This window comes from Pseudoalteromonas luteoviolacea, assembly GCF_000814765.1.
In the GTDB taxonomy this organism is placed as follows: Bacteria; Pseudomonadota; Gammaproteobacteria; order Enterobacterales; family Alteromonadaceae; genus Pseudoalteromonas; species Pseudoalteromonas luteoviolacea_H.
On record NZ_JWIC01000001.1, the window covers coordinates 24,088 to 39,797 of the forward strand.

Below are 15,710 nucleotides of genomic sequence, written 5' to 3' on the forward strand. Positions count from 1 at the left end.
GGCACCTACTTACTGTGCAACTGGAATTTCAAATGCATGTTTGGGGTCGCAGTGCTCTTCACTGTCAATGATTTTGCCATCGAGTAAATGGAGCTGACGAGTCGCCATATCGGCGTAGCGCGGATCGTGCGTCACCATACATAAGGTGGTGCCTTCGGCATTGAGCTGCTGCAACATGGCCATGACGGCATCGCCGTTGATTGAATCTAGGTTACCTGTTGGCTCATCGACCAGCAGCATGCTTGGCTGTCCAACCAGCGCTCGGGCAATGGCAATGCGTTGTTGTTGACCACCGGAAAGTTGGTTGGGCTTGTGGCTCGCACGGTGGCTCATATCTACTTTGGCAAGGCACGCTTCCACGGCGTGTTTGATCTGCGCTTCTGGCATTGGCTCTTTTCGATATCTAAGTGGGAGCGCTACATTGTCATAGACCGTCAGTTCATCAATCAGGTTAAACGACTGGAATATGAAGCCAACTTTTTCATTGCGAATATATGCCGACTGCGCCAACGTTAATTGGCTGACCTCTTCCCCTTCAATTTGATATTGCCCAGAGCTGGGCATGTCTAACAGCCCTAAGATAGAGAGCAGCGTTGATTTACCACAGCCGGACGGGCCGCAAATGGAGACAAAATCGCCGCGATAAATGGTGAGATCGATACCTCTTAATGCATGGGTTTCCATTTCTTCGGTGCTGAATACCTTGGTCACGCCCGACATTGTTAATACGCTTTCTTTCATGTCTAAATCCTTTCTTTTAATTCTTGTTATTGGGTTCACAGTAACGTGATGGCTTTATGCTCACTGTGCTGTGTCATATCAGAGAGAATGACACGCTGGTTTTCTTGCGCACCTTGCAGAATTTGCAAGTGACGACCCGCGTCTTCGCCGAATCGTACTGGAGTTGCAACCGCTTGATCCCCGTCGATGATGAACAGCTCGGTTGCACTATGGGCTTGCTTATTCGCTGGTCGCTCGACATATAATGTGTTGCTTAGTTGGCTTGTGAGTATTTCAGCTTCTACGCTGAGTTCTGGTCTGGCAGACTCAGGTACTCCCTCGGTAAAAGACAGTTCTACTTCGATGGTGCCATCTTGCACTTGTGGCGTGATCCGAGTGACGGTTGCGGGAGCGCGTTCACGGCGAGTATCTATCGTTGCGGATTGTCCGACTTTGATTTGCTCTGCTTTTGATTGCGGTACGCGGATCAGCGCTTGTAAGTCATCATTACTCCCGACTTGCGCCAGCTCTTGACCAGCTGAAACGCTCTGACCAAGCTCTACAGCGAGGCGTTGGATGGTACCGCTGATCCCCGCAGTGACTTCGAGCTGTTGAGCGCGCTGCTCCAATCTCGCCAAGTTTGAGCGCGCTTGGTTTACCTGTTGTTGAGATATTTCGATGTCCTCTTGGTGTAATTGTGCCAGTTGCGTGATCCGTTGGCGTTGTAATTCGGCGCGTGCACCAAGCTGCTGTTCCTCGAGTTCAGCGGTTTGTACATCAATGGCTGGAATAACACCCTGATCACGAAGTACTTGCTGTGCTTGGCGACGCAGTACCAGCGATTGATACTCACTTTCCAATTGGGCTTGTGTGGCTTTTTCTGACAAGCGCTCTCGCTGGTTGGCAAGCTTTTGACGACGCAAATTAGCTGCTTGTTCTTCAAGTGCCATGCGTGCTGTTTCAATCGACTGTTTGAGGTCGGGATCTTGCATTCTTAAAATCACAGAGTCCGGTGTCACAACCGCACCTGGGCGCAACAGTATTTCACTGACTGTGGCGCTACTTTGTGCCGTTAACAGCTTTTGTTGATTGGAGCGAAGGACGCCATACCCATCTACTTGAATAGCGAGATCACCGCGTTGAACGGTTGCGACAATCAAGCTGTTCTGTTTCAAGCTGGTGGAACTTGATGATGAAGTGAAATGAAACACAGCACCTAGCACAGAGGCACAGACGACCATAGCCGTGATTTTTCTCTTGAGCGAGTGTTTTGGCGTGACTGTTTTTGATTTTGCGACGTCCATATTTATCTTTATTATTTATTGATGATGTAAAAGATTGAGCAAGCCATGTGCCAAAAAATAAGCTTTTGTTTTTAAATGATTTTATTGTTTTTATGTGGCTAGGTTAATAAAGCAAAGTCCGAAACCGGACTTGGCTTTATTAAATTCGGACACTTAGTGAGTTGGTTGAGTTAAGGTGATAACGGCACTGGCACCCTGCTGATCATCCGTGCGATTAATTAATTGCAATTGGCCATTCATTTGCTCTGTCAGGTGTTGGCACAGCATCAAGCCGATCCCTTCACCGCGCTCTTTGGTTGAATAAAAAGGCACGAAGAGGTTGTCGGAGTTAATGAGGCCATGACCGTTGTCTGTCAGGCAAATCGTCGCAGTGTGATTTTTCAATTTCAGTGATAATGTGAGTTGTGGTGTGCCCGAGCAGGCTTCCAATGCATTTTTAGTTAAGTTGATAAGCACTTGTTTGAGTAACGTCACATCGCAATTGAGTGTAAGGTGTTGACCTTCTAGTTGCCAATTTGCCTGTGGGAATAAAGCACTCAGTTCCATACATAGCTGAGAAAAAGGCTGTTGAGTGGCTTTAACCGTGACGCTTTGTTGTAACTGTGCATAGCGTTTAACGAATTCAGCTAGGTGCTCACAGCGTTCCACAATGACATCAAAAGCAGCGCTATCTCGTTCATTATTTGCTCTGTGCCGAAGTCTTTCTAACATGGTGCTGACTGGAGTTAAGGAATTGCGGATTTCATGGCTAATGACCCGTATCAAACGTTGCCATGCCTTAAGCTCTTGTTCTCTCAAGGCGATTTGGATATCCGTCATCACCAATAAGTGATAAGTATGGCCATTGTGATTAAAGTTACTGTGGCGCACTTGCCAGCGTTGTTGGTGCTTTTCATCACTGAAGTGCCAACTAGGCTGGTGTACTAGGCCGAGGCGTGCAGCGCTGGTAAAGCGTAGCGTTTGCCAAGGCTGATTAAATAATGTTGTACAGGCTTGGTTACCAAAGCTCAATTGCAAGCGCTCATCAAAAACGAGTATGGGTGTGTTCAACTGCTTAACAAGACGCAGAAGTAAGATTGAGTCTTTGTCTTCATTATTTTTTGAAGTAAGTAAGTCATCACTTAGTTGATTGAGTTGATGATGAAAATCCCCAATGATCCCTGCGGTAAAACGGGCTTTTGCTCGTTGGCTAAAGTCTCGATTTCGGCAAGCTTCAAGTTGAGTTGTACTGCGAACATAAGAGGATTTCATCTGAGCGATCACCCGGTGGAATACCCAGATAGTTGACCCTAGCCAAGTGATTAAGCAGCTGATTGTCACTACATTGAAAAGCGGGCGTGGTTGAGAAAGCCCGAACTGCCAGCAAACTGTGATCACGCATATCTGTATCAAGATGAGCTGCAGGCACTGTCTTTTCCAAAAACCTTCTAAGCTATTATTCTGCCAATGCATATTTTTCTAACCGTCGATACAACGCCTGTTTGGTGATCCCAAGCTGCTGGGCTGCTTTGTTTTTATTGCCGTTAAATTTATTCAGCGCTTGCTCAATTAACTGTTTTTCGGCTTGCTCTAGTGTCATTTCAGGGAGTGAGCCGATGGTATTGCTGATTTGTGCATTCGGCAAATGTAGGTCAGTGGCGAGAATAACACCGCTTTGGCATAGTAATACTGCTCGCTCCATTAAGTGACTTAGCTCGCGCGAATTACCGGGCCAGCGGTATTGCATCAAAGCTTGTTGCGCGCAAGGACCAATCGTAACACCTTGCTTGTTATACTTACTGCCATGTTTTGCCAAAAAGTGCTCGGCAAGAGGTACAATATCATCAACACGTTCCCGCAGTGTAGGAATGGTAAACGCGAATGTATTAAGGCGATAATACAAGTCTTGTCGAAATTCACCTTTGGTAATGAGCTGCTCAAATTCAGCGTTGGTTGCGCTGATAAGCCGTACATCACTGGTTAGGGTTTTGCTCGAGCCCACCATTTCAAATTCGCCCGTTTCGAGTACTCGTAGCAGCTTGGCTTGTTGCGCAAGTGGCAGTGTGCCTATTTCATCTAAAAATAAGGTACCTTTGTCAGCCAATGCAAAGCGGCCTACACGCTCAGCTTTGGCATCCGTAAATGCGCCTTTAACATGGCCAAATAGCTCGCTTTCGAATAACTGTTCAGGAATGGCAGCCATATTGAGTGAAATAAACGGCTGTGCATTTCGTAAAGACTGCTTATGAATCCACGTGGCAATGTGGCTTTTCCCCACGCCGTTTTCACCAGTGATGAGGATATTAGCATCGGTTTGGGCCACGGCGCTGAGCTGGGCCATTAATTGCTGCATGGCCGCACTTTGCCAAATGGGTTCATCCTCGCTTGGTGTGAGGGCTTGGCTGAGTGCAGAGTTGCTTTTTTGCAGCCCTGATATCTTAAGTTGCTGCTGAATCACTTGCTCAAGACGTTGGTTTTGCCAAGGTTTTTCAATAAAGTCGACAGCGCCCAGCTGCATGGCTTGCACCACTAAATCCGTGTTTGACCACGCGGTCATGGCAATTACTGGAATGTCGATGGCGTCACGTTTGAGTCCGCGTAAAAACCGCAGTCCTTCTTCGCCTGATGTTGAGTCGAGATCAAAGTTCATGTCGAGCATGATCAAAGCAGGGTGAGTATGAGAGAGAAATTCATGTGCTTGTACGGGGTTTTCGACTTCTTCAACTGCATAGCCGAAATCTTCCAGTACAAATCGTGCCGCGAGTCTTACTTCACGGTTATCTTCCACAATCAAAATCAGAGACTGTGACTTCATATATCGTTCCTTTGTTTTTATTTTTGCCCATTTTGCTAAGGGCTTGTGACGCAGTTTAGTACTTTGTACAGGAACAAACAACAGGCACAAAATCAGCGGATTTAAGCAGTAAATTGCAGTAAAGAAGAAAAAAATCCTCTGGATAAACTTTCATCTGTCACATTATTAGGGGATAATACGCGACCTTTAATTGTGGAACGGTATCTTAGGTGCGCAATTTTGCGTGGATCGACTAGGATCACTGAAGGCCAACTTCTCTGAGTAACAGTAATGAGCATTGAAAAGTTAAGAAATATTGCGATTATCGCACACGTTGACCATGGTAAAACTACCCTAGTCGATAAGCTGCTAGAACAGTCTGGCACATTAGAGACACGCGGTGGCAACGAAGAGCGTGTAATGGATTCAAATGATATTGAAAAAGAGCGTGGTATCACAATCTTGGCGAAAAACACCGCCATTGAGTGGAACGACTATCACATCAATATCGTAGACACCCCGGGACACGCCGACTTTGGTGGTGAAGTAGAACGTGTACTATCAATGGTTGATTCTGTACTTCTACTAGTAGATGCACAAGAAGGTCCAATGCCTCAGACGCGTTTCGTAACGCAAAAAGCATTTGCTCTTGGCCTTAAGCCTATCGTTGTTATCAACAAAATTGACAAGCCAGGCGCACGTCCTGACTGGGTTATGGATCAAGTATTTGACCTATTCGACAACCTAGGTGCGACAGATGAACAGCTTGACTTCCAAGTTATCTACGCATCTGCTATCAACGGTTGGGCGACACTTGATTTAGACGAGCCGTCTGACAACATGCAGCCTATGTTTGAAGCGATTGTTGAGCAGGTAGAGCAGCCAGACGCCGATCCAGCTGGCGACTTCCAAATGCAGATCTCTCAGCTAGACTACAACTCTTACATTGGTGTAATCGGTGTTGGTCGTATCAAGCGCGGTACTGTTAAAGTAAACCAGCAAGTAACAATTGTTGGTGCTGATGGTAAAACACGTAACGGTAAAGTTGGCCAAGTACTGACTTATTTAGGTCTTGACCGTCACGAAGCGCAAGAAGCGCAAGCGGGCGATATCATTGCGATCACAGGTCTTGGTGAGCTTAAGATCTCTGACACAGTATGTGATGTAAACGCAGTTGAAGCACTACCTGCACTGTCTGTTGATGAGCCTACAGTAACAATGACGTTCTCTGTAAACACATCACCGTTCTCAGGCCAAGAAGGTAAGTTCGTGACTTCACGTAACATCCTTGAGCGTCTTCAAGCTGAGCTTGTACACAACGTAGCACTTCGCGTTGAAGAAACAGATAACCCAGATAGCTTCCGCGTATCAGGTCGTGGTGAACTTCACCTAGGTATCCTAATCGAAAACATGCGTCGTGAAGGTTACGAGCTAGCTGTATCTCGTCCAGAAGTAATTCTTCGTGAAGTAGATGGCCAGTTAGAAGAACCGTATGAAACAGTAACGGTTGACGTTGAAGAAGAGCACCAAGGTTCTATCATGGAGCAACTTGGTCTTCGTAAAGCAGAAATGACTGACATGGCACCAGATGGTAAAGGTCGTATCCGTATGGACTTCATGATGCCTTCACGTGGTCTTATCGGTTTCCAAACTGACTTTATGACACTAACGTCGGGTTCTGGTCTAATGTACCACACGTTTGATCACTACGGCCCACACAAAGGCGGCAACATTGGTCAACGTAAGAACGGTGTACTTATCGCAAACGCGGCAGGTAAAGCACTGACTAACGCACTATTCAACCTTCAAGACCGTGGTAAGCTATTCATCGGTCACGGTGTTGAAGTATACGAAGGTATGATCATTGGTATTCACGCACGTGACAACGACTTAACGGTTAACGCGCTTAAAGGTAAGCAGCTAACGAACGTTCGTGCATCAGGTACTGATGAAGCGCAAAACCTTGTGCCGCCAATCGTCATGACACTTGAGCAAGCACTTGAGTTCATCGATGATGACGAGCTGGTAGAAGTAACACCAGAAAGCATCCGTATTCGTAAGAAGCTATTGACTGAAAGTGAGCGTAAGCGCGCAAGCCGTCAAGCTAAATAAAGCGTAATTTCGAATATAAAAAACGCCGCGTACAAAGCGGCGTTTTTGTTTATGTTACCTAACTAAAATAAACCGTATTCTTCCGTTTCTATTGGCGCATAATCTTTTAAGTGCTCTGGCCTAAAAATCGCACTTGGATCTAATACCAAGCTGTGATTATCACCTTGCTTGATCAGCCCTTTCATCATTTTTTTGGTTTGTGGGTCAATATCAAAACCGACATTGGTCATCTCATGCAGTGGTTTAATGTCTGATTCATCACAATGAATATTATCTTCCACTTTATCCACTAATAGTCCTATGTGTGGCTGCTGACCATTTTCCGTGGTAAAGACGATAATCGGTTTGTGATCGAGAATAATTTGATCTCTGGCAGACTCAAACAGTCGTATCAATTTAGTAAAGGTTGTGAGCTTTTCTTTCTCTAGCAATGCGATTGCTTGCTCTTTTTGGCCCTTGCTGGACAAGCCGAGTATCTCATCGGCGATAGCATGTAAGCGGCTATGTGGCTCTTCAAAGCGTGTTAAAATTGCTTTTAGGTCTTCATTATCGGTTTTGAAGTTATAAAACCATTTGCCAAATTCTGATTGCTTGGGGTCTCTGGCTTTCGTGAAAGGCACATCATTGTGCACGCTGATCTCAAGCTCCGAGAGCCATGCTTTTTGATCTTGCTCTCTTTGCTGTAACAGCTCAACCAAAGATTGATTGGTGTCGTACGAAGATTGGTTGTTCAGTATAAGCCCCAAATCAAAGATGGGCGTGGGTGTGCCCATGTAATCTTTCACCCCCAAAAAGCTCGGGTTGTCATTGGGCAATGAAGTGAGGTTTCCTTCATAGCGTTCGGTCAATAAGATATCTAAAATTTTGAGCGATATTGTTTTTTTTCCTACTCGAAAATTGATCAGGTCCATGTTTGCCTCAAACATTAATTGCTTGAGCTAAGCATAGATCAATATTTTAAATAAGACCTAAATACCGGGCGCTGTGAGGTACTTTTTTGTTGCTGGTTTAACAGCGATTGTAGCGCTTTATCTGTGCTTAACGTATGTGGCATCGCAGTGGCGATACACGCTGATAGTTTGGTGTAGTCACAGTGCTGAAGGGATTTCGAAAATAAGTAGGCATTTACAAACCCTTCGAAGGACTGATAAGTCATGGTTTGCTGATGTGCTTTTGATAAGTTGCGAAATAAGTTGCAGATGTCTCCATGACACGTATTGGGGTCTGGCAAGACTTCGGTCACCATCACATGAGCGGGCACCGTGATGTCAGCAAACAGAGAGGCGGATGATACAAACGAAACGCTGGTGTAGGTACCTCTAAAACCACCTCTATGCGCCTGATTGATAAACGCAGCCAGCGGCTCGTAGGTACCAATCATGGCAATGGCCGTGGTTTGTGTGGTCAATATCTGTGTTAGCGCTTTTGCGACATCATTGGTATTGCGACGAAATCGCGCAATGACAACGGGTTCAATGCCTTTGTCTTTAAGCGCTTGGCGGTGACTTTTTTCTAATGTGAGGCCAAATTCATCTGCCTGAATAAACAGCGCAATGTTTGTGTGCCCAAGTTCATCGACAAGATAGTGAACTTGCTCTTGGGCTTCATCTAAATAGCTTGCTCGGAGTTTAAAAATAGGGAACCCCGGGTTTTGATATAAGAATTCGGCGCCAGTGTAGGGCATTAATAATGGTAGCTGGTGGCGTTTTAAAATCTCTTTGATGGCATGTGTGGTGGGCGTCCCCATGTTGCCGATCAGAGCATCGATGTGCTGATGCCTGATAAGGTACTGCGTATTATCAACCGCGCGGCTCGGCTCATAGCCATCGTCGAGTGCAATGAGTTGAATATGGGGTTGTTCAATATCGGATTGTTGATTGGCGTAATTAAAGTAGAGCTCATGACCTTGCTTAAGTTGCTGGCCAATATGACTGGCAGGTCCGCTCAATGCGACGCTCATGCCTAATTTAATGTGTGTTTTGGGCTGTGCCGCAATCTGTGCGGATCCAATGAATAACGTGCTAATAAGGGCCGTTTTTACGAGTAATTTCAGCATAAACTTCCGATAACAGTGACTGATAGGCCAGCTGTAATTGTTTTTTAGACTCTAATTTAAGTGCTTTGGCTAATTCTTTTGGCTGATGTCGTTGTAATAATAGTTGAATTACCTGCTGTTGAGCAATCCTTGAAAGCGAATTTATGATGCTGGGCTGTGTTTTTATAACTTGCTGTATTACTGGTGCAATTTGTTGCTCTGTTGCCGTTTTACTGGCCAAGTAAGCCACTTGCTTAAATAGCTGTTCAGGCAGCCCTCTGTCGGGAAGTGTGCTTAGTAAGCTGCGAACAAGCGTCCACGGTAACTTAGTGTAGAGACTGCTCAGTGCAAAGAAAAGCTGTTCCGTAAAAGCGTCTTGCTCTGCGCTGAGCGCAATGTTGCTACTATTATGCACAACCAGAACTGCAAACTCGCCGCTGGCTTTATCTTGCTTAAAACCTAACTTCATCGGTTTAAAGCCTAGCTGTTGCCAGTAATTGAGAAGCTGAGACTGCGCGCCAAAGCTGCTACCAAAATAACTCACTTGGCTGTTTAACTGTGTCATGACAAAGCGAATTAGCTTGCTACCGATGCCCAGCTTTTGGTGGGATGGTGCCACCGCAATACGTACGATGCGTGCGCCTTGTTCGGTGCAAAATTGGGTGTTGCCTAGGAGTTGTGTTAATTGTTGCGCCATTAAATGTCCGGCTGGTCGGCGCTCACCGAGTGCAATTTTACTGGCAAGCTCCGGTGCTAAGTTACCCTCTAAACCGATTAAACACACTGCGACGGGCTGCTGATGTTGGCTGACGACAAACAGTCGGTTGCTGGGGCTATCCAATAGCTGTCTCAAGTCATTGACAGACGTTTGATAATGCGCCAAAACCAGCAATACAAAGATTTGCTGCAACAAGGCTTCATTGTGGATAAGCGTGTCGCGACTCACTTCGCTGTATTCAAGTGTGTTCAATGCAGGCTCTATCGCTGAATATTGACTGTCCAGCGCCAGCAGTTGGCGCATATGCTGCTCTAATGGATCACCTGCGCCATAGCGAATAGGCGCTTGGAGATGTAAGTCTAAAAAGTGTGGATGCTCGGCTTTGAGATGCGTTTTAAAACGTAGTGTATAGCCGCGGCCATTGCCTTCATAGCCTACTAAGGTGCTGGCAAATACAATATTGGGATATGAAGCGAGTAATTGTTTTAAAATTGGTACCGGTATCGCAGCAGCCTCATCGATGAGCAAGATGTCGCACTGTGGCTTGGTTGAAATCACAATATCAGGGGGCATGTATGATAATGTCTGACAGTGGTTTTGATTCACCGCAGGCGCAGCGAGCTCAAGGGCCTGCGCATAGTGTTTAAAGCCATTTTGTACTGCTCGGCGCTGCTGTGCGCATAAGATAACCTGTTTGTCAGCGAAGGCGGCAGCAATTAACCCGAGTGTTGCTGACTTACCACGTCCTCTGTCCGCACTGAGTAATATTGGCGTATTGGAGTCGCGTTGAAGATGTGCTGTGATCAGTGCGACTAGGTGTGCTTGAGATTTTAGGTCTAAAGTGGATTTTTCTGCGCAGTATTGAGCGGGAAAATTTGTCTCGCCTGATTCATTAATTATCCAGCAGTTTTGTTGTTGGACTTGGTGTGCAAAGCGTTTTAAAAAGGGGCTTTGTGTCGCCTGTTCGCCCTCAGAGAGCCAGCGTGTCAGCGCTGGATCACACCAAGATACCAGATTTGATAATTCTGGCAGCAACAGTACTAGCAGCCCACCAGATCGGACTGTGCCAGTGCATGCTGCGAGCTTATTGGGGACTATGCCGCTGTAGCCATCGTACAGGACAAAATCGAACTCCTGACCTAAGATTTGGTGCAGATGCTGTGGCCAAACAGCCTTGTCCAAGGTGCTATCATCACTCAGAATAAGCTGCTCAGTAGCGTGGGCAAGGCGTTGAAAGTACGCTTGTCCCCAGCTTCTGCTGCCACAAAGTAGCAGCAGTTGGCGATGCCTTGCGTTTTGCAACGCAAGGAGTAATGAGTCGAGATTAAATGGCTTGCAGTCTTGCATACGCTGTGACCAGCCACTTAGTACCGACGTCGTCAAAATTGACCTGAATACGAGATTGCGCACCGACCCCCTCGTAATTGAGTACGGTACCGGCACCAAATTTTGCGTGTAGCACACGTTGCCCAAGGTTGAAGTCGCTGTCTTCAAATGCAGCATGGCTGACCGATGCGCTGAAGCGATTTGTGGTAGCGGGTCTAGATACTTGAGTTTTAATGCGGATCTCTTCAGTACAGTCTTCAGGTAGTTCACGCAAAAATCGAGATGGGCTATGGTATTTCTCTTGGCCATACAAACGACGACTTTCAGCATGACTGATATACAGCTTTTGCATTGCGCGAGTCATACCGACATAACATAGTCGGCGCTCTTCTTCTAAGCGCCCAGACTCTTCATGGCTTTGTTGTGATGGGAACATGCCTTCTTCTACACCCACCATAAAGACCAATGGAAACTCCAGACCTTTGGCCGAGTGCAGCGTCATCATTTGCACGGCATCTTCGTGTTCATCCGCTTGACCTTCACCAGACTCGAGTGAGGTATAGGCTAAGAAGCCTTGCAGTGGCGAGCTAAACTCTTCCTCTACTGGCAGCTCAAATTGGCCACAGGCATTGATTAATTCTTCTAAGTTTTCCACTCGCGCACGGCCTTTTTCACCTTTTTCAGCTTGGTACATGGCCAATAAGCCTGAGTGCTCTATCGTGGTTTTGGCTTGTTCTGCAAGTTCGAGTTCAACCAGCTTTTCATCTAACTGCTCAATTAATTCAATAAAACGTGTGACCGCTGTGGCTGCGCGACCGGCCAAATGTTTTTGCTCTATCACAGCTTTGGCTGCATACCATAGTGGTAGAGACTCATTGCGTGCACAGTCGCGAATATGACTCAGCGTTTTGTCGCCAATACCGCGAGTCGGTGTATTGATCACACGCTCGAATGCGGCATCATCGTTACGGTTGCTGATCAGGCGCAAGTAAGAGAGCGCATCTTTGATCTCTTGACGCTCGAAGAAGCGCATACCGCCGTAAATGCGATATTTTAAACCTTCTTGTAAAAGGGCTTCTTCCAGTACACGAGATTGCGCATTGTTTCTGTACAAGATGGCGCAGTCTGTCAGTGCATTGCCATCTTGTAGCCAAGATTTAACTTTGCCGACGGTAAAGCGCGCTTCATCTAATTCATTGAAAGCGGCATAAATGGAGATGGGTTCCCCTTGTGTCCCATCGGTCCAAAGGCTTTTCCCCATCCGTTCTGAGTTATTTTGAATGAGGGCATTGGAGGCTTTCAATATGGTGCCTGTTGAGCGGTAATTTTGCTCAAGACGAATGGTATCGGCACCAAAGTCTTTTAAGAAACGTTTGATGTTTTCAATTTTCGCACCACGCCAGCCGTAGATACTTTGGTCATCATCACCGACGATCATGATGTTGTTGTCGCCACCGGCGAGCAGGCGCAGCCATTGGTATTGAATACTGTTGGTATCTTGGAACTCGTCTACCAACATATGTTTAAAGCGTTGTTGATAGTGGCGTAGTAAGGTGGGCTGTTGCTGAAGTAGCTCGTAGCAACGTAGCAGGATTTCCGCAAAATCGACTAAACCGGCTCTATCACAGGCATCTTGATAGGCTGTATAAACGTTCAGCATAAGTTGCTCACTGGCGTCATAGGCTTGAATGTCTTTGGGGCGTAAACCTTCATCTTTTCGGGCACTGATATACCAGCTAAGCTGTTTGGCTGGCCACTTTTTCTCGTCGATATTCATCGCCTTAAGCAGACGTCTGATCATACGCTGCTGATCGTCTGAGTCTAGAATTTGGAATGACTCAGGTAAGTTCGCTTCTCTGTGATGGGCGCGCAGAATACGATGTGATAAGCCGTGGAAGGTGCCGATCCACATTCCGCCAACTGGACTTTGCAATGTTTCTTCAACACGGGTACGCATTTCTTTGGCGGCTTTATTAGTAAAGGTTACAGCAAAAATGCTATAAGGAGAGGCGTGCTCTACCTGCATTAACCAAGCGATACGGTGCACCAGCACTCGTGTTTTACCAGAGCCTGCGCCAGCCAGAATAAGCATATTGCTGAGCGGTGCAGCAACCGCTTCACGCTGTTTGTCATTCAAGCCGTCAAGTAATTCAGATACGTCCATCTTTGCGCCTATTTCGAAAAGTGAGGGCAAAGTATACCTAGCGTCGCATTTAAAGCCCAGTTTTCAGCGTATATTTCAATAGCCTAAAATATAACTAATTGAAAATTAGCTATATTTAATTTTCACTCCACTGTCTTTTTATACAGTTTTTAGCCTAGGATTTGTTTTAAACGTTTTTGCATTTCTTGGACTAACAAGTCGGGCTGAAACTTCGATAAAAATGCATTACATCCGACTTTCTCCACCATGGCTTGGTTGAAACTGCCGCTCAATGATGTATTGAGTATGACATAGAGATCTTTGAGCCTTTCGTCATTGCGTATTTCATAGGTTAGTCGATAGCCGTCCATGACCGGCATTTCAGCATCCGTGATCACCGCCATCAGTTCTTTGTTAACGTCAATACCTTCATCTGCCCAATGCTTAAGCAGATTAAGTGCTTCTTGGCCATCTGTCGCTGGAATGATCTCTATGCCAATTTGCGCCAAGGTATCAGAGACTTGACGGCGAGCAGTGGCCGAGTCATCAGCGTGAAGAATTTTGCGTCCTTTAAATTGATTTAAGATACTCTGGTCGAGCACACCCTCTGGGATCTCAATGTCATAGTCAATGATTTCAGCAAGCACCTTTTCCACATCGATAATTTCCACAATGTGTTCAACCCCTTCACGCTGGACCTTGGTTAATGCGGTTAAATAATGATTGCGGCCGACCGTTTTAGGTGTAGGCATAATATCTGACCAAGTGGTATTGACGATATGGTCTACTTTGCCGACTAAAAATGCTTGGACAGTTCGGTTATATTCGGTGATGACCAGGTTGCTGTCATCATCGTATTCAGTAGGGGGCATGCAAATCGCTTGTCGCAAGTCGATAACGGGGATAGATTCTCCACGTATATTGGTGACGCCAGCGACCTTAGGGTGGGCGTTGGGCATTTTGTTTAAATGAGGTAGTTTAACGACTTCTTTTACTTTAAATACATTCAGTGCAAACAGGTGTCGACTGTGTAAATGAAATAGCAATAATTCAAGTCGGTTTTCACCTACCAACTGTGTGCGTTGATCAACTGAAGCTAACACACCCGCCATACTTTCACCTCATCATCTTGCTGCTTTTCAAAGTATACACATATAACAGTAAAAATTACGAGTTCTTTACATCAGTCGGAGTATAAAAGCAGTATTTACTGAAAAATATAGGATAAATCAAATTTTTCCGTGTAAAGCATTGACTTGTTTATGTACTCATAGATGATGTCATACAGGGAAAAATAGAGGATCAGGAAAATCAATGCCTATCGTCATGAAGCGCATGCTGTTACAAATTCAAAGCCACATCAACCGAGCCAGTTGGCAAGTTTTAGTCTTGGCGACAGTCAGTCATATGTTATTGACTTGGGGACTATTATGGCTGGCGCAAGAACAGGCGCTATTACCGTTTAATACATTTGTTTATTACTATGTGGTCACCACTTCGACGGTGGGGTACGGTGATTTAAGTGCTGCATCGGAGTTTGGTCGATGGGTTGTTGCTTTGGTGCAAATCCCGTTTGGTTTAGCGCTCTTTGGGGTTTTATTAGGGAAAGTTGGACAAGAAATTACAATATGGGTGAAAAAAGCAATGAAAGGCGATAAAGATTTCTCACATTTACATGATCACATCATTATTTTTGGCTGGCACGCAACCAGAACAGAAAAAATGATTGAATTTATCCTAGCTGACAATAAGCGCATTGAGCGACGGATCATTCTGGCCGTACAAGAAGAAATGGAACACCCATTATTACGTTACCCTCAAGTAGATTTTGTGCGTTTGGCAAGCTTTACAGATGATACAGAATTATCACGTACCGCCATTCGAGAAGCTGATAAAATTATTGTGGATGGTAAAGATGATGACCATACCTTCACGACGGCATTAAAGCTCAGTCCTATGGTGAAAAACGCCGCCCACATCAGTGCTCACTTTATTGATGAAACTAAAGCACAGTTATTGCGTGTGCACTGTGCGAATGTTGAATGTTCAACCGCCATGTCTGCCGAAATATTGGTGCGTTCTATGCAAGATCCTGGTTCTAGTCGTATACAGGAAGAGCTGTTGTCGACGTTACGAGGAGATACCCAGTTTAGTTTGCAAATCCCGGCGTCTGTCCCAGCGTGCGAGTTTGGTCAGTTGTTTATGTTTTTTAAAAAACATCACAATGCCACCTTACTTGGGGTTGCCCATGACCGAAGTGGCCAGGATATGGATTTAAATCCACCGCTGAGTTATGCCCTCAAAGGCGGTGATTTTATTCACTATATTGCACCACAACGGGTATTGGAAAGAGAGGTAGCTTGGGAGCAGTTATGAACGAGTTGATGTTAATGGTTGGGGTGGTTTGCCTCTACCTAGCGCCGATTGCGATGGTGGCAGGTAGTAAGCGTTCCAAAGGACATGAAAAAAACGGTTGGCTGATTGGTACCTTGCTCTTTTCATGGGTAGCACTGTTGTTATATGTGACGATGATCCCCAAAACTGGGCGAGTGAAAACTCGCCGTAAAAAAACGGGGTAG

Annotated in this window: 12 protein-coding genes; 3 read left to right on the plus strand and 9 right to left on the minus strand. The window is 45.7% G+C overall.

Annotation, left to right across the window (positions count from 1 at the left end; all coding sequences use genetic code 11):
• Positions 1-9: 9 nt before the first annotated feature.
• The 4 genes from JF50_RS00100 to JF50_RS00115 all read right to left on the minus strand — a co-directional run bounded on the left by JF50_RS00100 (position 10) and on the right by JF50_RS00115 (position 4,818).
• Positions 10-741, minus strand: coding sequence for an ABC transporter ATP-binding protein (locus JF50_RS00100; protein ID WP_039607524.1), 732 nt, complete (start codon positions 739-741; stop codon positions 10-12).
• 35 nt (positions 742-776) lie between these two features.
• On the minus strand, positions 777-2,024 hold the full coding sequence (locus JF50_RS00105; protein ID WP_039607525.1) for an HlyD family secretion protein: 1,248 nt from the start codon (positions 2,022-2,024) through the stop codon (positions 777-779).
• A gap of 153 nt (positions 2,025-2,177) precedes the next feature.
• On the minus strand, positions 2,178-3,275 hold the full coding sequence (locus JF50_RS00110; RefSeq protein WP_160290440.1) for a sensor histidine kinase: 1,098 nt from the start codon (positions 3,273-3,275) through the stop codon (positions 2,178-2,180).
• Between the two features lie 184 nt (positions 3,276-3,459).
• A complete protein-coding gene (locus JF50_RS00115) occupies positions 3,460-4,818 on the minus strand; it encodes a sigma-54-dependent transcriptional regulator (RefSeq protein WP_039607526.1) in 1,359 nt (452 codons plus the stop codon).
• 270 nt (positions 4,819-5,088) lie between these two features.
• Here JF50_RS00115 and typA point away from each other — a divergent pair, with 270 nt between their 5' ends.
• Positions 5,089-6,909, plus strand: coding sequence for a translational GTPase TypA (typA, locus tag JF50_RS00120; RefSeq protein ID WP_039607527.1), 1,821 nt, complete (start codon positions 5,089-5,091; stop codon positions 6,907-6,909).
• Positions 6,910-6,971: 62 nt separating this feature from the next.
• Here typA and JF50_RS00125 read toward each other — a convergent pair whose 3' ends face one another.
• The 5 genes from JF50_RS00125 to JF50_RS00145 all read right to left on the minus strand — a co-directional run bounded on the left by JF50_RS00125 (position 6,972) and on the right by JF50_RS00145 (position 14,243).
• Positions 6,972-7,820 carry a chemotaxis protein CheW gene (locus tag JF50_RS00125; protein WP_039607528.1) on the minus strand — a complete coding sequence of 283 codons (849 nt, stop codon included), beginning with the start codon at positions 7,818-7,820 and terminating at the stop codon, positions 6,972-6,974.
• Positions 7,821-7,858: 38 nt separating this feature from the next.
• Positions 7,859-8,965 carry an ABC transporter substrate-binding protein gene (locus JF50_RS00130; RefSeq protein WP_039607529.1) on the minus strand — a complete coding sequence of 369 codons (1,107 nt, stop codon included), beginning with the start codon at positions 8,963-8,965 and terminating at the stop codon, positions 7,859-7,861.
• Positions 8,931-11,072, minus strand: a complete 2,142-nt coding sequence (locus JF50_RS00135) for a GNAT family N-acetyltransferase (protein WP_152614431.1) — start codon at positions 11,070-11,072, stop codon at positions 8,931-8,933. The genes JF50_RS00130 and JF50_RS00135 overlap by 35 nt, the downstream gene beginning before the upstream one ends.
• On the minus strand, positions 10,987-13,152 hold the full coding sequence (gene uvrD / locus JF50_RS00140; protein ID WP_039607531.1) for a DNA helicase II: 2,166 nt from the start codon (positions 13,150-13,152) through the stop codon (positions 10,987-10,989). The genes JF50_RS00135 and uvrD overlap by 86 nt, the downstream gene beginning before the upstream one ends.
• 149 nt (positions 13,153-13,301) lie before the next feature.
• A complete protein-coding gene (locus tag JF50_RS00145) occupies positions 13,302-14,243 on the minus strand; it encodes a chemotaxis protein CheV (protein ID WP_039607532.1) in 942 nt (313 codons plus the stop codon).
• 202 nt (positions 14,244-14,445) lie between these two features.
• Here JF50_RS00145 and JF50_RS00150 point away from each other — a divergent pair, with 202 nt between their 5' ends.
• The gene (locus tag JF50_RS00150) at positions 14,446-15,507 is read left to right on the plus strand and encodes a potassium channel family protein (protein WP_039607533.1); all 1,062 of its coding nucleotides are present in this window, start codon (positions 14,446-14,448) and stop codon (positions 15,505-15,507) included.
• Entirely contained in the window at positions 15,504-15,710 is a 207-nt protein-coding gene (locus tag JF50_RS00155) for a hypothetical protein (protein ID WP_235423377.1), read from the plus strand. Before JF50_RS00150 ends, JF50_RS00155 begins: the two co-directional genes overlap by 4 nt.